General features: G+C 63.5%; 18 protein-coding genes. 5 read left to right on the top strand and 13 right to left on the bottom strand.

The features are described 5' to 3' along the window. The first annotated feature begins 23 nt into the window (after nt 1-23). The 3 genes from ACF8O8_RS05795 to ACF8O8_RS05785 all read left to right on the top strand — a co-directional run bounded on the left by ACF8O8_RS05795 (nt 24) and on the right by ACF8O8_RS05785 (nt 3,286). A complete protein-coding gene (locus ACF8O8_RS05795; RefSeq protein WP_010954452.1) occupies nt 24-1,238 on the top strand; it encodes a YeeE/YedE family protein in 1,215 nt (404 codons plus the stop codon). Between the two features lie 113 nt (nt 1,239-1,351). Further along, a complete protein-coding gene (locus ACF8O8_RS05790; RefSeq protein WP_392509367.1) occupies nt 1,352-2,326 on the top strand; it encodes a quinone oxidoreductase family protein in 975 nt (324 codons plus the stop codon). A gap of 39 nt (nt 2,327-2,365) precedes the next feature. Continuing rightward, entirely contained in the window at nt 2,366-3,286 is a 921-nt protein-coding gene (locus ACF8O8_RS05785) for a LysR family transcriptional regulator (RefSeq protein WP_010954450.1), read from the top strand. 31 nt (nt 3,287-3,317) lie between these two features. Here ACF8O8_RS05785 and ACF8O8_RS05780 read toward each other — a convergent pair whose 3' ends face one another. Both ACF8O8_RS05780 and ACF8O8_RS05775 read right to left on the bottom strand, forming a co-directional pair. Next, complete coding sequence (locus ACF8O8_RS05780; protein ID WP_049588097.1) at nt 3,318-3,647, bottom strand: hypothetical protein; 330 nt, start codon at nt 3,645-3,647, stop codon at nt 3,318-3,320. A gap of 74 nt (nt 3,648-3,721) precedes the next feature. Further along, nucleotides 3,722-4,372, bottom strand: coding sequence for a DUF998 domain-containing protein (locus ACF8O8_RS05775; RefSeq protein WP_020193561.1), 651 nt, complete (start codon nt 4,370-4,372; stop codon nt 3,722-3,724). A 200-nt stretch (nt 4,373-4,572) separates the two neighbouring features. Here ACF8O8_RS05775 and ACF8O8_RS05770 point away from each other — a divergent pair, with 200 nt between their 5' ends. Then, a complete protein-coding gene (locus ACF8O8_RS05770; RefSeq protein WP_003247694.1) occupies nt 4,573-5,322 on the top strand; it encodes a FadR/GntR family transcriptional regulator in 750 nt (249 codons plus the stop codon). A 134-nt stretch (nt 5,323-5,456) separates the two neighbouring features. Here the strand turns inward: ACF8O8_RS05770 and ACF8O8_RS05765 are convergent, their stop codons facing one another. The 11 genes from ACF8O8_RS05765 to ACF8O8_RS05715 all read right to left on the bottom strand — a co-directional run bounded on the left by ACF8O8_RS05765 (nt 5,457) and on the right by ACF8O8_RS05715 (nt 18,150). Continuing rightward, nucleotides 5,457-7,037, bottom strand: coding sequence for an aldehyde dehydrogenase (NADP(+)) (locus tag ACF8O8_RS05765; RefSeq protein WP_392509366.1), 1,581 nt, complete (start codon nt 7,035-7,037; stop codon nt 5,457-5,459). Between the two features lie 58 nt (nt 7,038-7,095). After that, nucleotides 7,096-8,649, bottom strand: coding sequence for a galactarate dehydratase (gene garD / locus ACF8O8_RS05760; protein ID WP_014756302.1), 1,554 nt, complete (start codon nt 8,647-8,649; stop codon nt 7,096-7,098). Nucleotides 8,650-8,726: 77 nt separating this feature from the next. Next, complete coding sequence (locus ACF8O8_RS05755) at nt 8,727-10,091, bottom strand: MFS transporter (protein WP_003247701.1); 1,365 nt, start codon at nt 10,089-10,091, stop codon at nt 8,727-8,729. Nucleotides 10,092-10,195: 104 nt separating this feature from the next. Beyond that, nucleotides 10,196-11,107, bottom strand: a complete 912-nt coding sequence (kdgD, locus tag ACF8O8_RS05750; RefSeq protein WP_010954445.1) for a 5-dehydro-4-deoxyglucarate dehydratase — start codon at nt 11,105-11,107, stop codon at nt 10,196-10,198. Between the two features lie 563 nt (nt 11,108-11,670). Next, nucleotides 11,671-12,480, bottom strand: a complete 810-nt coding sequence (locus tag ACF8O8_RS05745) for a gamma-glutamyl-gamma-aminobutyrate hydrolase family protein (protein ID WP_010954444.1) — start codon at nt 12,478-12,480, stop codon at nt 11,671-11,673. Between the two features lie 425 nt (nt 12,481-12,905). Beyond that, nucleotides 12,906-13,688, bottom strand: coding sequence for an amino acid ABC transporter ATP-binding protein (locus ACF8O8_RS05740; RefSeq protein WP_010954443.1), 783 nt, complete (start codon nt 13,686-13,688; stop codon nt 12,906-12,908). Between the two features lie 22 nt (nt 13,689-13,710). Continuing rightward, nucleotides 13,711-14,955 carry an FAD-dependent oxidoreductase gene (locus tag ACF8O8_RS05735; RefSeq protein WP_392509365.1) on the bottom strand — a complete coding sequence of 415 codons (1,245 nt, stop codon included), beginning with the start codon at nt 14,953-14,955 and terminating at the stop codon, nt 13,711-13,713. 16 nt (nt 14,956-14,971) lie between these two features. After that, complete coding sequence (locus ACF8O8_RS05730; RefSeq protein ID WP_003247716.1) at nt 14,972-15,682, bottom strand: ABC transporter permease; 711 nt, start codon at nt 15,680-15,682, stop codon at nt 14,972-14,974. Then, entirely contained in the window at nt 15,679-16,398 is a 720-nt protein-coding gene (locus ACF8O8_RS05725; protein WP_392509364.1) for an ABC transporter permease, read from the bottom strand. Before ACF8O8_RS05725 ends, ACF8O8_RS05730 begins: the two co-directional genes overlap by 4 nt. A 104-nt stretch (nt 16,399-16,502) precedes the next feature. Continuing rightward, nucleotides 16,503-17,255: a transporter substrate-binding domain-containing protein gene (locus ACF8O8_RS05720; RefSeq protein ID WP_010954441.1), complete on the bottom strand. Its 753-nt coding sequence runs from the start codon at nt 17,253-17,255 to the stop codon at nt 16,503-16,505. Between the two features lie 22 nt (nt 17,256-17,277). Next, the gene (locus ACF8O8_RS05715; protein ID WP_012052078.1) at nt 17,278-18,150 is read right to left on the bottom strand and encodes a MurR/RpiR family transcriptional regulator; all 873 of its coding nucleotides are present in this window, start codon (nt 18,148-18,150) and stop codon (nt 17,278-17,280) included. Nucleotides 18,151-18,292: 142 nt separating this feature from the next. On the opposite strand from ACF8O8_RS05715, the gene ACF8O8_RS05710 reads away from it, so the two are divergent. Then, nucleotides 18,293-19,318, top strand: a complete 1,026-nt coding sequence (locus ACF8O8_RS05710) for an Ldh family oxidoreductase (protein ID WP_049588100.1) — start codon at nt 18,293-18,295, stop codon at nt 19,316-19,318. Nucleotides 19,319-19,469 lie beyond the last annotated feature (151 nt).

The raw sequence follows: 19,469 nt of genomic DNA, 5'->3' as shown, positions 1-19,469 counted from the left end.
TTAACTATTGTCCGAGTATTTTGATGGGCCTTTCCGCAACTGCCACGCCTGAACCACGTCGCCTCGGCGCGCCATTGATCGCCTTGACCTTGATGCTGGCCAGTGCCTGGTTCCTCAACCTCAATGCCGGCTTCAAGCAGGTAGTGTTGCTGCTGGTCGGCACCGCCCTTGGCCTGACGCTGTACCACGCCGCCTTCGGTTTCACCTCAGCCTGGCGGGTGTTTATCAACGAGCGCCGTGGCGCGGGCCTGCGTGCGCAGATGGTCATGCTGACCCTGGCGGTGCTGCTGTTCTTCCCGGCGTTGTCAGCTGGCAGCCTGTTCGGTAACCCGGTCACTGGTCTGGTTGCCCCTGCGGGTGTTTCAGTGGTGTTCGGTGCGTTCATTTTCGGCATCGGCATGCAGTTGGGTGGCGGCTGCGCATCGGGCACGCTGTTTACCGTGGGGGGAGGTAATGCGCGCATGCTGGTGACTCTGCTGTTCTTCGTCATCGGCTCGGTCAGCGCCACCCACCATGCCGATTGGTGGTTTGCCTTGCCGTCGCTTCCGGCCACCTCGATCGTGCAGGTGTGGGGGATAGGGCCTGCGGTGCTGGCAAGCCTGGCAGTGTTCGGGCTGATCGCCTGGGCCACCGTGGTGCTTGAGAAGCGCCGGCATGGCGCGCTTGAAGCACTGCCTGCCAGCGAGCACCAAGGCCTTCGACGCTTCCTGCGTGGCCCCTGGCCCTTGCTGTGGGGCGCCATCGCCCTGGCCTTGCTGAACTACGCGACCTTGGCGCTGGCGGGGCGGCCTTGGGGCATTACCTCGGCTTTCGCCTTGTGGGGGGCCAAGGTCCTCAGCGGGCTGGGTGTGGATGTCGGTAGCTGGGTGTTCTGGCAGGCACCGGCCAATGCCAAGGCTTTGGCTGCGCCGCTGTGGCAGGACATCACCACGGTAATGGACCTGGGCATCGTACTGGGTGCCTTGCTGGCGGCGGGCCTGGCCGGGCGCTTTGCGCCAAACCTGAAGATTCCGCTGCCGTCGCTGGTGGCCGCAGTGATTGGCGGCCTTCTGCTGGGCTATGGTTCGCGCCTGGCTTACGGCTGCAACATTGGTGCTTACTTCAGTGGTATCGCCTCGGGTAGCTTACATGGCTGGTTGTGGCTGGTGGCGGCCTATACCGGTAACCTGATAGGCGTGCGCCTGCGCCCCTTGTTCTTCGTCGGTGAACGGCGCCCTACGATGCTGACTGGCTGCTGATGCACTGACTGAATTGCTGCAAGGGGTGCAGAAATCATCTGCATCCCGCCTGATTGTTCAACTTTTGCTTCTTGTTTAGCCTGACTCGAGCACTCATTCAGCAGGATTCGATCATGGCTACCCGCATCATTCTCAATAGCACCGGCGCTGCCGATGTGATGCAGCTTGAACACGTAGCAGCACAATCTCCAGGGCCTGGCCAGGTCTGGCTGGAGCAGACGGCCATGGGCGTGAACCCGCTGGATGTGTTGCAGCGCAAGGGGGGAGCAGCGCTGGCATTGCCTTCAGGCCTGGGACTGGAAGGCGCTGGCAGGGTCTCGGCCATTGGCGATGGGGTGCACAACGTGCAGGTGGGCGACCGGGTCGCTTACGCGATGGGGCCGGTCGGTGCCTATGCCAGTGGCCGGCTGTTCCCGGCCGAGCGGCTGGTTCCGCTGCCGCCGCAGTTGGAGGACGAGGCCGCCGCAGCGGTGCTGTTCAAGGGAATCACGGCGCAATATCTGTTGAAAACCACCTATGCCGTAGGGCCGGGCACCCAGGTGTTGTTGTACGGTGCGGCCGGTGCTTTGGGCCAGCTGATGGTGCCTTGGGCGCGACACCTGGGGGCGACGGTGATAGGGGTGGTATCGCGCCTGCAAAGTGTGGAGCGGGCACGGGCGGCGGGTTGCCAGCATGTGCTGGTGTTCGACGCAAAAACCTTGGCCAGCCAGGTGCGTGAGCTGACCCAAGGCCAAGGTGTGGACGTAGTGTACGATTGCGTGGGCAAGGTGTCGCTTGAGGCCTCGTTGGGCAGCCTGAGGGTGCGCGGCTTGTTGGTATCGTTCGGCGGCACCTCCGGTGCACCGCCTGCCATCGAGGTTGCCACGCTCAATGCCAATGGCTCGCTGTACCTGACCCGGCCATCGCTCGCAGCACACACCCGCACTGTCGAGGAGTACCAGCAGCGCGCGGCCGATGTGCTGGCAGCGGTTGCCGAAGGTATCGTCCAGCCTCGGGTCTGGCGATGCTTCCCGCTGGCTGAAGCAGCCAAGGCCCATGAATGCCTGGAGCAAGGGCGGTCGGAGGGCGCGCTGGTGCTGACTGCCTGATCCGCCCCCTGATTTCACTGCCCTGAGCCGAGCCTTGCCATGGATACCTTCGACAGTCGTCGCGCTGATGAACTTGCCACCCTGCTGGCCTTGTATGAGCAGGGCTCGTTTGCTGCCGCCGGGCGGCAACTGGAGCGCCACCCTACGGTGCTGTCGAAACGCCTGAGTGCTTTAGAGACGCGGCTGGGCATTCGCCTGGTGGAGCGCAGTACGCGGCAGCTGCGCTTTACCGATGAGGGCGAGCGGCTGGTAGCCAAGGTTCTCGAGGCTAGCCGGCTGATTGCCGAAGCGGAGGAAGAGGCAGCCGAAGGTGCGGCAACGGTTCGTGGGCGTCTGCGTCTGGCGTTGCCGGCGGCCATGGGCCGACGCTGGTTGAGCGGCATGCTGGCCGACTTTGTACTGGCCTACCCGCAGGTAATCGTGGAGACCGAGTATGCCGATCGTTTCGTCGACCTGATCGGCGAGGGTTTCGACGCCGCGATCCGGATTGGTGAGCTGGCGGACAATCGTCTGGTGGCAAGTAAACTGTGCGATCACGTGCGGATCCTGTGCGCTTCTCCTCAATACCTTGCTCGGCATGGGGAACCCGCGCAGCCGGAAGATTTGGCGGCGCATAACTGTTTAGGTTTCAATGGTTTGCGATCGTTTCCTGAATGGCGCCTTATGAGCGATACGCGACAGACAAGTGTCAAAGTTGCTGGCAGCCTTCGCAGTAATGACAACGAAGCGCTGCTGGAGGCGGCGCGGCGCGGCGTGGGGATTGTGGCCGGAGGTGACTGGCTCATGGGCGAGGACCTGGCCAGCGGATGCCTGGTAAGGGTGCTTGCGCAATGGCAGCTGGACAAGGCGGCGGGCATTTACCTGGTACGGCCGACCGCACGCCTGAACACGGCAGCGATGGGCGTCTTTAAGGCCTGGCTGGAAGATCGCTTCAAGGCAGGCCCTCCATGGAGACGCTGATGCGGCCTTTGCAGGCGTGATAAGTAAAGAGTTATCGTCTTGCAACGGCATGCTGAACGCACTGCTCGAAGTACGTCTGCTTGATCGCTGCTGGCTTGAGCCGCGAGCGGCTGTTGTAGGTTTGCTCGGTAATGCCGAAGGCAGTCATGCGCATCCAGGGTTTGGGGAATTTGCGTACCTGCAGCTTCTTGCGCGTGGCGTACAGGGTTACCCCGGAAAGCTTGGCCTGTTGGGCCTCGGCGGCTATCTGCGCGCCCCAGCCGCAGGTGTGGCGATCGTTCTGGCTCAGTGCCCTGGCCTGGGCGCCGAAAGCGAGGGTGGCCAGCAGGCAGCCGGCCATCGTTGCTAGAAGTACTCGCATGTTGCTGTCCTAAGCATCTGAAAGAAAACGGAGTTTGCCTTCGCTTTCCGCAGCCGTGGGCCAGCAATTTGCCGTCAGGGCACAGCCATGCGCAGGGGACTGGCCTTCGGCTTTTGCAGGCTTGTCCAGGCCAGGCTGGCAACCCAGAGCACCGAAACACCATAGTTAAGGCGTTGATACAGGCCGAACAGCTGGCCACTCTGCGCCGCTTGGCCCATCAACGCGACGGTGATGATCGCCAGCACCACGCAAGCCAGGGAAAACAGCGCCAGGGCGGGGGAGCCGGCAATGCGGTTGCCTAGCCACGCCCATAGGGCGCTGGCCAAGGTCAGCGAGAGGAACATCAGCAGACCAAACAGGTTATGCAGTTGCTGCGAGGTAGATGGCTGTACCGGTGCACACCCCTGGTCGCAGGGGAACCAGCCGGTGCCCAAACTGCCCATGCCATGCAGCAACACCAGGCCCGCACTCAGCAGCGCCAGCTTCGAGCTGTGCCAGCGCCGCATCAGGCCCCAGGCAAACAGGGCAAACAGCAGGGCTAGAGGGTAGTTGTTGACCCGTGGTGACCAGCTGTGGGTTGGCGAGCCTGCCGCGCCAAGCTGGCTCATGGCCTGTTGCAGGTGATCATAGCCAGGGTAGGCCTGGGCGGTGAGCCATACCCCCGCCAGCAGCCAGAGGGGGATCAGCAGGCCACTGCCGAGCAAAAGGCGGTCGAGGGTTTTCATACTGCAGATTCCTTCCATGGAACAGTGAGCGTGGAGGCGTACAGTACAGGCTCGCGCAGGCCATGGGCCAGTGATTCTGCGCGTTTTTTCATGGGGCCAGGGACTGCAAAGATGGGCAATAAATACCGCACGGGGTGTATGTGATCGTACAACCGCTTGCGCTATGATGAGCGCTGTCTTCCAAGGTGAAATACAGGGCAATGACAGAGCAGCAGGTACAGGCAAGGACCCGGCGCAAGCCGCGCAGTCTGGCCCAGGAACTGGTCACGGTGCTGACCGAACGCATTCGCAGCGGCCAGCTCAAGCGCGGCGACAAGCTGCCGACCGAATCGCAGATCATGGCCGAAGAGGGCGTCAGTCGCACGGTGGTGCGTGAGGCGATCTCGCGGTTGCAGGCCGCCGGGCAGGTAGAGACTCGCCACGGCATCGGTACATTCGTGCTGGATGCACCGGCTACGGGCGGTTTCCGTATCGACCCGGCCACCGTGGTCACCCTGCGCGAAGTGCTGGCGGTGCTGGAGTTGCGCATTGCCCTGGAGATCGAGTCGGCCGGGCTGGCAGCCCAGCGGCGAAGCGACGAAGCCCTGGCCGGTATGCGGGCGGCGCTGGACGAACTCAACGAGGGGGCGGCCCACGCCACTGATGCGGTGTCGGCGGACTTCCAGTTCCACCTGCGCATTGCCCAGGCCAGCGGCAACCACTACTTCGCCGACATCATCAACCACCTGGGTACTAGCATCATCCCGCGCACCCGGCTGAATTCGGCGCGCCTGGCCCATGATGACCAGGCGCATTACATGAGCCGCCTGATGCATGAGCACGAGGCGATCTATGAGGCGATTGCCCGGCGTGACAGCGAAGGGGCGAAGATGGCCATGCGCATGCACCTGAGCAACAGCCGCGAGCGCTTGCGCCAGGCGCATGAGGCGGCTGAAGCGCAAGGAACCTGAAGCCTTTGCTGCCTGTACTGGCCTCTTCGCGGGCAAGATAGCCCTGTCGAAGCGGGCTTGCCCGCGAAAAGGCCAGTACAGTCAAAAAAGAAAAGCCCCGCCGTGCGCAGGGCTTTCCTGTTTCTGGCAACCAGTCAGATCGCCCCGTCACTCCACTGACCGTTCACCAACCGCCGCAGCCCCAGCGGGTTGCCGTCGCGCAGTGCCTCAGGCAGCAGCGTCTGCGGGTAGTTCTGGTAGCACACCGGGCGCAGGAAGCGGTCGATGGCCAAAGTGCCGACCGAGGTGCCACGCGCATCGGAGGTCGCCGGGTACGGGCCGCCGTGCACCATGGCATCACAGACTTCGACACCGGTCGGGTAGCCATTGACCAGGATTCGCCCGACTTTCTCCTCCAGCAGCGGCACCAGCCAGGCGAAGGCATCGAAGTCCTCCGCTTCGCCGATCAGCGTCGCGGTCAGCTGGCCGCGCAGGCCGAGCAGCGCGTCGCGCAGTTGGTCGTTGTCCTGCACCTCTACGGCCACGGTGGTGGGCCCAAACACTTCTTCCTGCAACAGCGGGTCGGACTCGACCAGCAGGCGTGCATCGGCCTTGAACAGCTGAGCGCGCGCCTGGTTGCCTTCCTGCACCTGGCCGGCCACATGCTCGATACCGGCATGAGCATGCAGGTGTTCAAGGCCGCCAATGTAGCTGCGCAGGCCGCCAGCATTGAGCATGGTTTGCCCGGCTTGCTGGTCCAGGTACTGGCCAAGGTCGGCGAGCAACTGGCTGTACTGTGGCGACTGCAAGCCAATCACCAGCCCAGGGTTGGTGCAGAACTGCCCGGCACCCATGCACACGGACCCCGCCAACTCGCGGGCAATGGCCTCGCCACGTTTGGCCAGGGCGCCTGGCAGGATGATGACCGGGTTGATGCTGGACATCTCGGCGAACACCGGGATTGGCTGCGGGCGCTCAGCGGCCATGCGGCAAAGGGCATCACCGCCTTTCAGCGAGCCGGTGAAGCCAACCGCCTGGATGGCCGGGTGCTTGACCAGCCACTCGCCCACGCCGCCACCAAATACCATGTTGAACACGCCCTTGGGCATGCCGGTCCGCTCAGCGGCGCGCACGATGGCGCAGCCAACCAGGTCGGCCGTGGCCATGTGGCCGCTGTGCGCCTTGAATACCACCGGGCAGCCTGCGGCCAGGGCGGCGGCGGTATCACCCCCGGCGGTGGAGAAGGCCAGCGGGAAGTTGCTGGCCCCGAACACGGCGACCGGGCCTACACCGATGCGCATCTGGCGCAGGTCTACGCGTGGCAGCGGCTGGCGCTCGGGCAGTGCCAGGTCGATGCGTGCGCCGAGAAAGTCGCCGCGGCGCAGCACTTGGGCGAACAGGCGCATCTGCCCGCTGGTGCGGCCGCGCTCGCCCTGGATGCGGGCGGCGGGCAGGGCGGTTTCGCGGCAGACGATGGCGACGAAGGCGTCATCCAGTTCGTCGAGTTCAGCGGCGATGGCGTCGAGGAACTCGGCCCGACGCGCCGGGGCCAGTTGGCGGAAATCGGCGAAGGCTGCGGCAGCGGCCTTGGCGGCTTGGTCCACTTCGGCTTCGGTGGCCTGGGCAAAGCTGTAGGGCAGGGCTTCGCCAGTGCTGGCGTCCAGGCTCTGCAGGCGCTGAGGGCCAGCGGCACTGCGCTGACCGGCGATGAAGTTATGGCCGAGGATCTCAGGCATGGGGTGCTCCTGTGGGATTGAGAATGGCGTGTGTGAATGCGTGGTCAGGGCTGCGGCATCAGGTAATGGGCGCCGGGTTGAACAGGGTGATGTCGTTGTGCAGCCGGTGTTGTTCGGCCCAGGTCTGCTTGCGACCGCTGGCTACGTCCAGGTAGTAATGGAACAGCTCCCAACCCAGCTCCTCGATGGTCGAGCGACCACTGGCGATGCGACCGGCGTCGATGTCGATCAGGTCGGGCCAGCGCTGGGCCAGTTCGCTGCGGGTACACACCTTGACCACCGGCGCCATGGCCAGGCCATACGGGGTGCCGCGGCCGGTAGTGAAGACGTGCAGGTTCATGCCGGCCGCCAGTTGCAAGGTGCCACAGACAAAGTCGCTGGCCGGGGTGGCGCAGAAAATCAGGCCTTTGCGGTTGACCCGCTCGCCTGGGCCGAGCACACCCTGGATAGCGCCGCTGCCCGACTTCACGATCGAACCCAGCGATTTCTCGACGATGTTCGACAGCCCGCCTTTCTTGTTGCCCGGTGTGGTGTTGGCGCTGCGGTCGGCGGCGCCTTGCTGCAGGTAGCGGTCGTACCAGTCCATTTCGCGCACCAGCGCGTCGGCAACGTCCTGGTTTTCCGCGCGCGAGGTCAGCATGTAGATCGCGTCGCGCACCTCGGTCACTTCAGAGAACAGCACGGTGGCGCCAGCGCGGACCAGCAGGTCGGCGGCATAGCCCAGTGCCGGGTTGGCGGTGATGCCCGAGAAGGCGTCGCTGCCACCGCATTGCATACCGAGGATCAGTTCGCTGGCCGGGACCGTTTCGCGGCGGCGCTGGTCGAGCTTCTTCAGGCGGGTTTCGGCCAGGTCCATGATCTGCTCGATCATTTCAACAAAGCCAAGGCTGGCATCTTGCAGGCGGTACAGCCATGGGTCGCTGAGGTCCACCGAAGGGTCGTTGTCGTGCATCACCTGGCTGGCTTGCAGTTTTTCACAGCCCAGGCTGATCACCAGCGCCTCGCCGCCGAGGTTTGGGTTGCGCGCCAGGTTGCGCACGGTGCGGATCGGGATGTAAGCGTCGCGGGCGTTGATTGCCACACCGCAGCCGTAGCTGTGGGTAATGGCCACCACGTCATCGACGTTGGGGTATTTGGGCAGCAGTTCGTTGCGAATGCGCTTGACTGCATGTTCCAGCACGCCGGTCACGCACTGCACGGTGGTGGTGATGCCGAGGATATTGCGGGTGCCGACAGTGCCGTCGGCGTTACGATAGCCCTCGAAGGTGAAGCCCTCAAGCGGCGGCAGCGGTTGTGGCACTGCATCACAGCGCGGCAGGCTGTCCAGTTCCGGGGCGGCCGGCATGGCCAGCTGGCTTTCCTGCACCCAGCTGCCTTGGCGCAGGTCTTCCAGCGCGTAGCCGATGATTTGCCCGTAGCGGCGCACGGGCTCGCCCTTGGCGATGGCCACGGTGGCCACCTTGTGGCTTTGCGGTACGCCTTCGATCAGGGTCAGGCCGTCGGCGAAGCGGGCGCCTTCGCCCAAGCCGCCGTCGTTGACGACGACCACGACGTTGTCGTCGTCGTGCAGGCGGACGTAGCGGGGCGAGTCGGAATGTTCGATCAACTGCATGTTTGGGCCCTACTTGTCAGGTTCTCAGGCTTTTGTACATCCGCCCATGCCGGGCGACCCGGCGCGGGCGTGTTTTTTCAGTGACGGGAGCTGGCCAGTTCGCCGTCGGTGGCAGGCTCAGCGTGTGGCTTCGGGGCAGCATCACGCAATTCGATACGCTTGATGGGGCCGACGATAACCAGATAGCTGAATACCGCGACCAGCGCGTTGGCACCCACGTACACAAGCGCCCACTTGAACGAGCCGGTGGCGCTGATGATGTAGCCGATCACGATAGGGGTGGTGATCGACGCGATGTTGCCGAAGGTGTTGAACAGGCCACCGGACAGCCCGGCGATCTGCTTGGGTGAAGTGTCCGCGACCACCGCCCAGCCCAGTGCGCCAATGCCCTTGCCGAAGAACGCCAGCGTCATGAAGCCAACCACCATCCACTCGGCATCGACGTAGTTGCAGAACACCATGGTGGTGGACAGCAGCAGGCCACAGACAATCGGCAGTTTGCGCGAGAAGGTCAGCGAGTTGCCGCGGCGCAGCAGCCAGTCGGAGATCACACCACCCAGGACGCCGCCGATAAAACCACACACCGCCGGCAGCGAGGCGATGAAGCCGGCCTTGAGAATGGTCATGCCACGTTCCTGCACCAGGTACACCGGGAACCAGGTGAGGAAGAAGTAGGTGATGGCGTTGATGCAGTACTGGCCCAGGTATACGCCCAGCAGCATGCGGCTGGTCAGCAACTGCTTGATGTAACCCCATTTCGGGCCGTCGCTGCCGCGCTTCTGGTCCATGTCGACCAGGCCGCCGTTCTGCTCGATGTGCTCGAGCTCGCTTTGGCTGATGCGCGGGTGTTGGCGCGGGTTGTAGATGGTCTTCAGCCACACCATCGAGAAGATGATGCCCAGCACACCCATGACCACGAAGACGTGCTCCCAGCCGAAGCTGAACACGATCCAGCCCATGATCGGGGCGAACAGTGCAGTGGCGAAATACTGCGCCGAGTTGAAGATGGCCGACGCCGTGCCGCGTTCCTGGGTCGGGAACCATGCGGCGACGATGCGCGCGTTACCCGGGAATGACGGGGCTTCGGCGAAACCGACCAGGAAGCGCAGGGTGAAGAGGGTGACCACGGCCCAGGCAACCGGCAGGCCACCGACAAAACCCTGCAGCAGGGTGAACAGCGACCAGGTGAAGATGCTGAAGGCGTAGACGTTCTTGGAACCGAAGCGATCGAGTAGCCAGCCACCAGGAATCTGGCCAGCCACGTAAGCCCATCCGAAGGCGGAAAAGATATAACCGAGGGTTACGGCGTCAATGCCGAGGTCTTTCTGCAGGCTGGAGCCTGCGATTGCAATGGTGGCGCGGTCGGCATAGTTGATCGTGGTCACCAGAAACAGCATGAACAGGATCAGGTAGCGCACATGCGTTTTCTTAGTCGCTTGCATGCTGGCAATACTCCCACTAGTTATTTTTGTGCGGGCTCACGAATTGTAACCGGAGTGGGGCAGGCCCACTCCGGGCGCGGCATCTGGCAGGCCGCGGGCAGCGCTTACTGCGGGCCCATCTTGTCCATCAACGCGGCGAGCATTTCGTACTCTTCGGCGGTGAGGTCGGTCAGCGGGGTACGCACCGGTCCGGCGTCGTAACCGGCAATTCTGGCGCCGGCCTTGACGATGCTCACGGCGTAGCCGGCCTTGCGGTTGCGGATGTCCAGGTAGGGCAGGAAGAAATCGTCGATCAGCTTGGCCACGGTGGCGTGGTCGTCACGGGCGATGGCGTTGTAGAAGTCCATGGCGGTTTTCGGCACGAAGTTGAACACCGCGGAGGAGTAAACCGGTACGCCCAGGGCCTTGTAGGCAGCAGCATACACTTCGGCGGTCGGCAGGCCACCCAGGTAGCTGAAGCGCTCGCCCAGGCGACGACGGATCGACACCATCAACTCGATATCACCCAGGCCGTCCTTGTAGCCAATCAGGTTCGGGCAGCGCTCGGCCAGTTTTTCCAGCAGGTCGGCGTTCAGGCGGCAGACGTTGCGGTTGTACACCACCACACCGATGTTTACCGATTTGCACACCGCTTCGACGTGGGCGGCGACGCCGTCCTGGCTGGCTTCGGTCAGGTAGTGCGGCAGCAGCAGCAGGCCCTTGGCACCCAGGCGCTCGGCTTCCTGCGCGTATTCGATGGCCTGACGGGTGGAGCCACCGACACCGGCGAGGATCGGCACCGAAGTGGCGCAGGTGTCGACCGCGGTCTTGATCACCTGGCTGTATTCGCTGGCGGCCAGGGAGAAGAATTCACCTGTACCGCCAGCGGCGAACAGCGCGCTGGCGCCGTAGGGGGCCAGCCACTCAAGGCGCTTGATGTAGCCAGCCGGGTTGAAGTCGCCCTGGGCATTGAAGTCGGTGACCGGGAAAGACAGCAGGCCGTGGGAGAGGATGGATTTGAGTTCTTGTGGATTCATTGTTGTTGGCATCCTGTGGCGCTTGGGTGAGGGGTGTTGTTTTGCGTTGGATGTAAGTTATCGTACAACCTACGTGATGACTAGTCCTTTTTCAGAATTTTGTGTTCTCGCCACGGTGGTTGTCTGGATATATGTGTTGTGGCGCAGATCGAGCGCCGCCCGCGCGGCGCTTCGCGGGTAAACCCGCTCCTACGTTTGTTTCGGGCCAGTTATGCCTGTGGCATTTGCGCGCGAACGCCTTGGCGCACGCCTCGATATCGCGTCGTACAAACAAGGCGGTCGCGCGCGTCTGAAACAGGCGATACTGGCCCGAAACAAACGTAGGAGCGGGTTTACCCGCGAAGCGACGCGCGGGCGGCGCTCGATTTCACAGGCGCAGCAGGTACGACGACAAACACATAGCAGTCATCGTATCTCTTAAGGGAAAGGAAAAAACGATCGCGGAGACAGGCACAAGCCCGCCGCCCGATTCCACGGGAAGAGTTCTGGGACCAGCAGAGGGTGACCGGGGAAGCGGGGGCGGCCTTGCGCCGCCCCGCGATCAAAGCAGAGGAAACTGAAGGTCAGGCCGCGTGCTGGCGCTTGATTTGCGCCTTGCGTACCTGGGCCCGGCAAGCATCGCCGAAAGCCTGGAAGATCTTTATCGAATCAGGGTTCTTCGCCGCTTGCCATTCAGGGTGCCACTGCACCGCGAACAAGAACGGCGAAATGCTTGGCGCGTGAATCGCTTCGACCAGGCCATCTTCGGCACGGGCGATCGCTTCAATACCGGCGCCAAGCTTGTGCAGGCCTTGGCCATGCAGCGAGTTGACGCGAATCTCATCGGTACCCAGGGTGTCGTGCAGCCAGCTGCCCGGCTGGATCTTCACCCCATGGACCTGGGCGTACTGCACTTCGACCGGGTCTTCCGGGTTTTCCCGGTGGTCATTGAACCCAGGTTCGGCATACACCTTCTGGTAAATGTCGCCACCCAGGGCCACGTTGATTTCCTGCATGCCACGGCAGATGCCAAAGATGGGCAGGCCACGCTTGATCGCCGCCTTGACCAGCGGAATGTCGAACAGGTCGCGGTTCTGGTCCTGGCCTTTGCCTGGGGTCTGGTTTTCCTGGCCATACAGGGCCGGGTCGATGTTGCTGCCAGCGCCAGTCAGGTACACGCCGTCGGCCATGTCCAGGTAGGTCTCGAGGTCTTCAGTGCCGCAGCAGGTAGGCACCAACACCGGGACGCAATCGGAGAACTCGACCAGCGGGGTAATGTATTTGTGGGTCATGACCTGGTAGTCATGGCCTTTGCGCTCTTGGCTGCCCATGGTCATCAGGACGACGGGTTTGCGCAGGGAAGGTTGCTTGTTGCCAATGTTGCTGTTGGACATATGTCACCTTGGGACAGGTTCGACCTGTCGTTGTTGTGCAGGCGCACGGCTCGGGGCCTTGGGTGCTGCCTGTAGCCCCGAGCACTGCCGGCTCGTCAGAGGCGACGATTCCGGTCGGGGCTTGTAGATAGCTTGCCAGAGCCGTTCGATATGTCAAACGACGGAAGCGGGCTTTAGCGCGGGGGATACGCCGTTTTCTGGGGGCTGAAACCGATGCGGGCCTGTGGCGGCGTGGGTTTGGCAGGGTCTGCGGTCAATAATATTTAACGATGCAGTTGGGTCATTGCAGCGGCGCAATGATTAGGTAACTTGAAGTAACCTCGGTCACTGTGGGAGCGGGCTTGCCCGCGAACACGGGCGAAGCCCGTGCCATCCACGGCGGTGTCTTCTTCGCGGGTAAACCCCCCACAGTGACAGGCTTTCAATCAGTGCAGGATCTGCGCCAAAAACGCCTTGGCCCGCTCGGTGCGCGGCTGGTTGAAGAACACCTGCGGCGGGCTGTCCTCGATGATCTGCCCACCCTCAAGGAACAGCACCCGCTCGGCTACCTGCCGGGCAAAGCCCATTTCATGGGTGACGCACAGCATGGTCATGCCCGTGCCAGCCAACTGCACCAGCACATCCAGTACCTCGGCGACCATTTCCGGGTCCAGCGCCGAAGTGGGCTCGTCGAACAGCATGATCCGCGGTTTCATGCACAGCGCCCGGGCGATTGCCACGCGCTGCTGCTGGCCGCCGGACAGCTGGCTGGGGTACTTGTGCGCCTGGCTTTCGATGCCGACTTTGCTCAGGTACATGCGTGCCCGCTCCTCGGCGTCCTTGCGTGACAGCCCGCGCACGCTGGTGGGGGCCAGCAGGCAGTTGTCGAGCACGCTCATGTGCGGGAACAGGTTGAAGTGCTGGAACACCATGCCGATGTCGCTGCGTACCTGTGCTGCCTCGCGTGTGGTGGCCGCCAGGTCGATGCCGTCCACCTGGATGCTGCCCTGCTGGGCGACTTCCAGGCGGTTGATGCAGCGGATCAGGGTCGACTTGCCCGAGCCGGACGGCCCGCACAGCACGATGCGTTCGCCTTCGCGCACCTGCAGGTCGATGTCGCGCAGCACGTGGAACGCGCCATAGTGCTTGTTCAGGCCTTCGATGCGAATCAGCACCGGACGCGGGTCGGGTTCGGGGGCAAGGGTGGCAAGGCTCAGTGGTGCGGTCATCTTGTTGTTCTCCCGCGTGGGTTCAGTCGAAACGGGTCGCGCTGTAAGGCGCGGGGTCGGTGAAGGGGGGCTCGCCAGTGAGCAGCTCGGCCAGCAGCCGGCCGCAGACCGGGCCCAGCGTGAGGCCGTGATGGGCATGGCCGAAGTTGAACCACAGCCCTGGGTGGCGCGGCGCCGGCCCGATCACCGGGCGCATGTCCGGCAGGCAGGGGCGGCGGCCCAGCCATGGCGTGTCGTCCAGACGATCGCCGAGGGCCGGGAACAGCTTGCGCGCCAAGGCCTCGCAGCGGCCCAACTGGATCTGGTTGCCAGGCGCACTGGCTGCGTCGAATTCGATGCCGGTGGTCAGGCGCACACCGCGCGCCATCGGCGCCAGTACATAGCCGCCTTGGGTGTCGCAGATCGAGTGCTCCAGCTGAGCGCCGTCACGGGTGCTGTAGTGCATGTGGTAGCCCCGCTTGATTGCCAGCGGGATCTGGTAGCCCAGGCCGCTGAACAGGTCGGCTGACTGTGGCCCAAGGCAGGCCACCACCTCGTCGGCAGTGATCGGGCCGCGACGGCTCTCTACCCGCCATTGGCCATTGGCCTGGCGCAGGCTGCGCGCATCGCCATGCACGAACTGCCCGCCGCGTTGCAGGAACAACGCCGCATAGCCACGGGTGAGCGCGCCGGGGTTGTTCACGGTTTTCGGGTCGAGCCAGTGGATGCCACCGACCACGGTGGCGTCCAGCTGATGTTCACGTGCCTGCAACTGCCCGCATTCAAGGATTTCGAAGCGCAAGCCGTAGCGGCTCAGGCCCTTGGCATCGGTTTTTGCCTGCTCGAACAGCGCGGGGTCGCGGAACACTTCGATCCAGCCTTTGGCTTGCACCAGGCCTTCCAGGCCGGCGGCAGCGATCAGCGCGTCATGCTCGTCGACACAGCGCTGCACCAGCGGCAACATATCGGCGGCGGCGCCGGCCAGGCGCCCGGGTGCCGACTGGCGCCAGTAACGCCACAGCCACGGTGCGGCCTTGGGCAGGTGCGCCAGGCTGTAGCGCACATCGGGCTGGCGGTTCAGGCCGTAGCGCAGCAGTGCGCTCAGTTGCCGCGGGAAGGCATAGGGGATGACACTGGAGCGCTCGATCAGCCCGGCGTTACCGTGGCTGGTGCCACTGCTCGGTTCGTCGCGGTCGATCAGAATTACCTGGCGCCCGCGTGCCTGCAGGTGCAGCGCGGTGCTGACGCCGACGATGCCGGCGCCGAGGACAAGGGTCTGGCAATGCATGAAACGTATCCTTCGGTCAGTTCAGGTGGCGGCCCAGGCGGGCCTCCAGGTGTTTCAGCAGGCGCCGCACCAGTTCGACGATCACCAGGTAGAGCACAGCGGCCCACAGGTAGATCTGGAAGTCGAAACTGCGCGAGAAGGCCAGTTTGGTCACGCCCATCAGGTCGTAGATCGTCACCAGCGAGGCGATCGCGCTGGCCTTGATCATCAGGATCAGTTCGTTGCCCAACGGGCCAATGGCCACCAGCAGCGACTGCGGCAATATCACCTTGAAGAAGGTGGTCGAGCGCTTCAGGTTCAGCGCCCGCGCCGCTTCATGCTGGCCAGGCGCAACCGCCATCAGGCTGCCGCGGAAGATCTCGGCCTGATAGGCGGCAGTGTTCAGGGTGAACGCCAGCAAGGTGCAAAACCACGCATCCCGGAAGAACCACCACAGGCCGACGTCCTGCCAGAAACCTTTGAGCGAGCCCAGGCCGTAATACAGCAGGAACAATTGCGCCAGCAGCGGCGAACCGCGGAAGAAGTACACGTAGCCGGCAGCCATGCGCTGCAGCACCAGGCTGCGAGACAGGCGTGCAAGGGCCAGCAGAAGACCGAGCACAGCACCCAGGCTGAAGGAAATCGCCACCAGCTTGGCAGTTACCAGCAGGCCGTCGATGAAGCGCGGGCCATAGCGCTCCAGCAGGTCGGGGTCGAGCACCATTGCCAGCAGTTGATCGAAGCTCATGCGCGTGCTCCTTGCAGGTGGCGGTTGCTGCGCCGTTCGATGTAGGCGAACACGCGCCCGGACAGTGCCGCGAACAGCAGGTAGCCCAGGCAGGCGACGCCGTAGAAGAACATCGGTTCCTTGGTTACGCTGACCGCCAGGTTGGTCTGGCGCATCAGGTCGACCAGCGAGATGGTCGACACCAGCGAGGTGTCCTTGAGCAGCGACAGCCAGTTGTTGGACAAGCCGGGCAGGGCGATGCGGGTCAGTTGTGGCAGCAGCACCTTGAAGAAACCGGTGCGCTTGCTAAGCCCAAGCGCCGAGCAGGCTTCCAGCTGGCCCTTGGGCAGGGTCTTGAAGGCTGCCAGCCAGATCTCGCTGGAAAACGCGGCGAACACCAGGCTGAAGGCGATCATCGCGGCGAGGAAGGTGTTGATGAGGAACTCACCTTGGTAGCCCATGGCGGAGAGGATCTTCTGCGCGGCGATCTGGCAGCCGTAATAGATGATCAGCAACGTCAGCAGCTCGGGCAGGCCGCGGAAGACGGTGGAAAAAGTGGTGGCCCAGGCCCGTGGCAGGCGTTTGCGCGAGCGCGCCGCCAGCGCGACCACCAGGCCCAGTGGCAGGCCGATGGGCAGGCAGGCCAGGGCCAGGGAAACAGTAACCAGCGCGCCGGCCAGCAACGCCTGGCCCCAGCCTCCGCTGGCGAATGACAGCAAGGACAATTGATCGAGCATGACGAACCTCTTGGGCAGGTTATGCGGCCTTGGGGGGAGCGGCCTTGCGGCCCTGTCGCGACGCAAGGCCGCCCCCACTGGGCGTTCGCACAACTTCCTGAAGATCAGTTGTAGATATCGAAAGCGAAATATTTGCTGGCGATCTTCTGGTAGGTGCCGTTGGCCACAATCTGTTGCAGCGCGGTATTCAGGCGCTGGCGCAGGGCTTCGTCGTCCTTGCGCACAGCGATGGCGGCATCGGCCTTGGTGTCCGCCACGTCGCCAAGGATCTTGCAGCAATCCCCGCCGTTCTTGTTCATCCACTCGTGCAGCGGGAATTTGTCGGCAATCACGCCGTCCAGGCGGCCGGCCGCCAGGTCTGCGTTGGCTTCGTCCATGGTCGGGTACAGTTTCACGTCGGCACCGGCCTTGCCGTACACGTCTTCGGCGTAGATGGCCTGGGTAGAGGAAGACTGCGCACCGACGGTGTAGCCGACAAAGTCGGTCTGGGCGCTGTCGATCTTGCTGTCCTTGGCAACCGCCACGGTCAGGGGCGTGCGGTAGTAGTGGTCGGTGAAGGCGATCTTCTTGCGTCGCTCTTCGGTGTCGATCATCGATGCCACTATCGCGTCATACTTGCGCGCCATCAGGGCGGGGATGATGCCTTCCCAGTCCTGCGCCACCAGCGTGCATTCGACTTTCATCTGTTCGCACAGGGCATGGGTGATGTCGACATCAAAGCCGTGCAGCTTGTTATCGGCGTCTACATAGTTGAAGGGCGGGTAGGCACCCTCGGTGGCGAACCGCAGGGTTTCAGCGCTGGCGGCACCCGCCAGCAGCAGGGCGCACGCACCCAGCAAGGCCATGGACTTGTTCATCTCGCACCTCATTGCACTCTTGCTATTGTTGTTTGCCCGTCGACCACGAGGTGTAGCCGACGAATTCGTTATGTAGAGCGGCAGTTGCTTCTAAGCGTTTTTCAACATCCGGTCCGAGCTTCTTGCAGACCTCGTTGACCATCAGATGCACCCACGACAGCATCGTCGAGGTGGATTCCCAGAACAGGTTGAACTCGGTGGGGATGCGGAACACCTCGTCGGCATTGGCATCCGCCCAGTCACAGAAGGTGTCGGTCACCAGGGTGACCGCAATGCCAGCCTCGCGCGCCTTCTGGCACAGCATCAGGGCATGGCGGGAATAACGGCGCGCCTCGAACACCACCAGGGCGCTGTCTTCGGCACGGCCCAGCAGCACTTCGCCGAAGTGCCCGGCGCTGATGTCGACCAGTTGCACGCCATCGCGCAGGTATTGCAGCAGGTGGCTCATGCACATGGCGATGCCGCGCTCGGTCTGGAAGCCGGCGATGAACACCCGCGGCTTGCTCGCCAGGCGTTGCGCCACGTTGTGCCAGGCGGGGCTCTGGCGGTATTCGTGTACGCGCACCAGGGCGGCGATTTCCAGCTCCAGGCTGCCGGCGTTGTCGCTGGCGTCCTGGTTCTGGCGGTAATCTTGCAAGCGATCACCCACCAGCCACGGGCCATCGCCCAGATCGTTCTGCAGGTCTTGCTTAAGCGCCTTGAGGTGGGCATAACCCAGTGAGCGACAGTAGCGCCCGACGCTGGATTCGCTGACGCCCAGCTTGGCGGCAATGCTGGCCGAGGTCTGGAACGGCAGTTCGTGCAGGTTGGCAAGCATGTAGGTGGCGATCTTGCGACCCGAGGCAGCGGCCCCTTCGAGGCTGTTTTCCAGGCGTTGCTTGATCAGTTGGCTCATGCTGCGGCTCCAGGGGTGAGGCTTGGGAAGAAAATGAATGTTTTCTGTCATCAAGTCAACATTTGACAGATTGCTGTCACATGAAGGAAAGTTTTTGTCGTTGCAACGCTGTAGCCATTCCAAAATCAACAAGGAGCTTCAGATGTCCGCACCTTCCACCAGCACCGTTGTGCGCGTGCCTTTTACCGAGCTGCAAAGCCTGTTGCAGGCCATTTTCCAGCGCCATGGGTGCAGCGAGGCCGTGGCCCGGGTGCTGGCCCACAACTGCGCCAGCGCCCAGCGCGATGGCGCCCATAGCCATGGGGTGTTCCGCATGCCCGGTTATGTCTCGACCTTGGCCAGCGGCTGGGTCGATGGCCAGGCCACGCCACAGGTCAGCGACGTGGCCGCCGGCTATGTGCGCGTCGATGCTGCGGGCGGTTTTGCCCAGCCGGCACTGGCGGCGGCCCGTGAGCTGTTGGTGGCGAAGGCGCGCAGCGCAGGCATTGCCGTGCTGGCGATCCACAACTCGCACCATTTCGCTGCGTTGTGGCCGGATGTCGAGCCGTTCGCCGAAGAGGGCCTGGTAGCCCTCAGCGTGGTCAACAGCATGACCTGCGTGGTGCCGCATGGTGCACGCAAGCCGCTGTTCGGTACCAACCCCATCGCTTTCGCTGCGCCTTGCGCCGAGCATGACCCGATCGTTTTCGACATGGCCACCAGTGCCATGGCCCATGGCGATGTGCAGATTGCCGCACGTGCTGGCCAGCAATTGCCGGAGGGCATGGGGGTAGATGCCGATGGCCAGCCGACTACCGACCCGAAGGCGATCCTGGAAGGCGGGGCCTTGCTGCCATTTGGCGGGCACAAGGGCTCGGCGTTGTCGATGATGGTCGAGCTGCTGGCGGCGGCGCTGACCGGCGGTCATTTCTCCTGGGAGTTCGATTGGTCCGGGCATCCGGGGGCGAAAACGCCATGGACCGGGCAGTTGATCATCGTCATCGACCCGGGCAAGGCCGAAGGCCAGCGGTTTGCCCAGCGCAGCCGCGAGCTGGTGGAGCACATGCAGGCGGTGGGGCTGACGCGCATGCCAGGCGAGCGGCGCTACCGTGAGCGCGAGGTGGCCGAGGAGGAGGGGGTGGCGGTGACCGAGCAGGAGTTGAAAGGCCTGAAAGAGCTGCTTGGCTGATTTGGCCCCTTCGCGGGTTTACCCGCGAAAAAGCCAGCCCTCATCCCGGTCATGCAATGTTGCATAGACAACCTTGCACAATAGTGGATGTTCCTGAACCCGCACTCCGGGTATGCTCAACACTGACTTTCCGTACCGTCCTGATCCAAGG

Source organism: Pseudomonas sp. TYF_14 (assembly GCF_043105275.1).
Taxonomy (GTDB): Bacteria; Pseudomonadota; Gammaproteobacteria; order Pseudomonadales; family Pseudomonadaceae; genus Aquipseudomonas; species Aquipseudomonas alloputida.
Note: the sequence above shows the minus strand (reverse complement) of the source record. Positions and strands in the feature narration are given on the sequence as shown.

What these genes read in the sequence shown, in the direction of transcription:
- ACF8O8_RS05755 (WP_003247701.1), bottom strand. Translation starts at nt 10,091, where the DNA reads ATGCAAGCGACTAAGAAAACGCATGTGCGCTACCTGATCCTGTTCATG.
- ACF8O8_RS05745 (WP_010954444.1), bottom strand. Translation starts at nt 12,480, where the DNA reads ATGTCCAACAGCAACATTGGCAACAAGCAACCTTCCCTGCGCAAACCC.
- garD (WP_014756302.1), bottom strand. Translation starts at nt 8,649, where the DNA reads ATGCAGTTGATCGAACATTCCGACTCGCCCCGCTACGTCCGCCTGCAC.
- ACF8O8_RS05715 (WP_012052078.1), bottom strand. Translation starts at nt 18,150, where the DNA reads ATGAGCCAACTGATCAAGCAACGCCTGGAAAACAGCCTCGAAGGGGCC.
- ACF8O8_RS05735 (WP_392509365.1), bottom strand. Translation starts at nt 14,955, where the DNA reads ATGCATTGCCAGACCCTTGTCCTCGGCGCCGGCATCGTCGGCGTCAGC.
- ACF8O8_RS05775 (WP_020193561.1), bottom strand. Translation starts at nt 4,372, where the DNA reads ATGAAAACCCTCGACCGCCTTTTGCTCGGCAGTGGCCTGCTGATCCCC.
- ACF8O8_RS05740 (WP_010954443.1), bottom strand. Translation starts at nt 13,688, where the DNA reads ATGACCGCACCACTGAGCCTTGCCACCCTTGCCCCCGAACCCGACCCG.
- ACF8O8_RS05770 (WP_003247694.1), top strand. Translation starts at nt 4,573, where the DNA reads ATGACAGAGCAGCAGGTACAGGCAAGGACCCGGCGCAAGCCGCGCAGT.
- ACF8O8_RS05730 (WP_003247716.1), bottom strand. Translation starts at nt 15,682, where the DNA reads ATGAGCTTCGATCAACTGCTGGCAATGGTGCTCGACCCCGACCTGCTG.
- kdgD (WP_010954445.1), bottom strand. Translation starts at nt 11,107, where the DNA reads ATGAATCCACAAGAACTCAAATCCATCCTCTCCCACGGCCTGCTGTCT.
- ACF8O8_RS05790 (WP_392509367.1), top strand. Translation starts at nt 1,352, where the DNA reads ATGGCTACCCGCATCATTCTCAATAGCACCGGCGCTGCCGATGTGATG.
- ACF8O8_RS05780 (WP_049588097.1), bottom strand. Translation starts at nt 3,647, where the DNA reads ATGCGAGTACTTCTAGCAACGATGGCCGGCTGCCTGCTGGCCACCCTC.
- ACF8O8_RS05720 (WP_010954441.1), bottom strand. Translation starts at nt 17,255, where the DNA reads ATGAACAAGTCCATGGCCTTGCTGGGTGCGTGCGCCCTGCTGCTGGCG.
- ACF8O8_RS05795 (WP_010954452.1), top strand. Translation starts at nt 24, where the DNA reads ATGGGCCTTTCCGCAACTGCCACGCCTGAACCACGTCGCCTCGGCGCG.
- ACF8O8_RS05725 (WP_392509364.1), bottom strand. Translation starts at nt 16,398, where the DNA reads ATGCTCGATCAATTGTCCTTGCTGTCATTCGCCAGCGGAGGCTGGGGC.
- ACF8O8_RS05710 (WP_049588100.1), top strand. Translation starts at nt 18,293, where the DNA reads ATGTCCGCACCTTCCACCAGCACCGTTGTGCGCGTGCCTTTTACCGAG.
- ACF8O8_RS05785 (WP_010954450.1), top strand. Translation starts at nt 2,366, where the DNA reads ATGGATACCTTCGACAGTCGTCGCGCTGATGAACTTGCCACCCTGCTG.
- ACF8O8_RS05765 (WP_392509366.1), bottom strand. Translation starts at nt 7,037, where the DNA reads ATGCCTGAGATCCTCGGCCATAACTTCATCGCCGGTCAGCGCAGTGCC.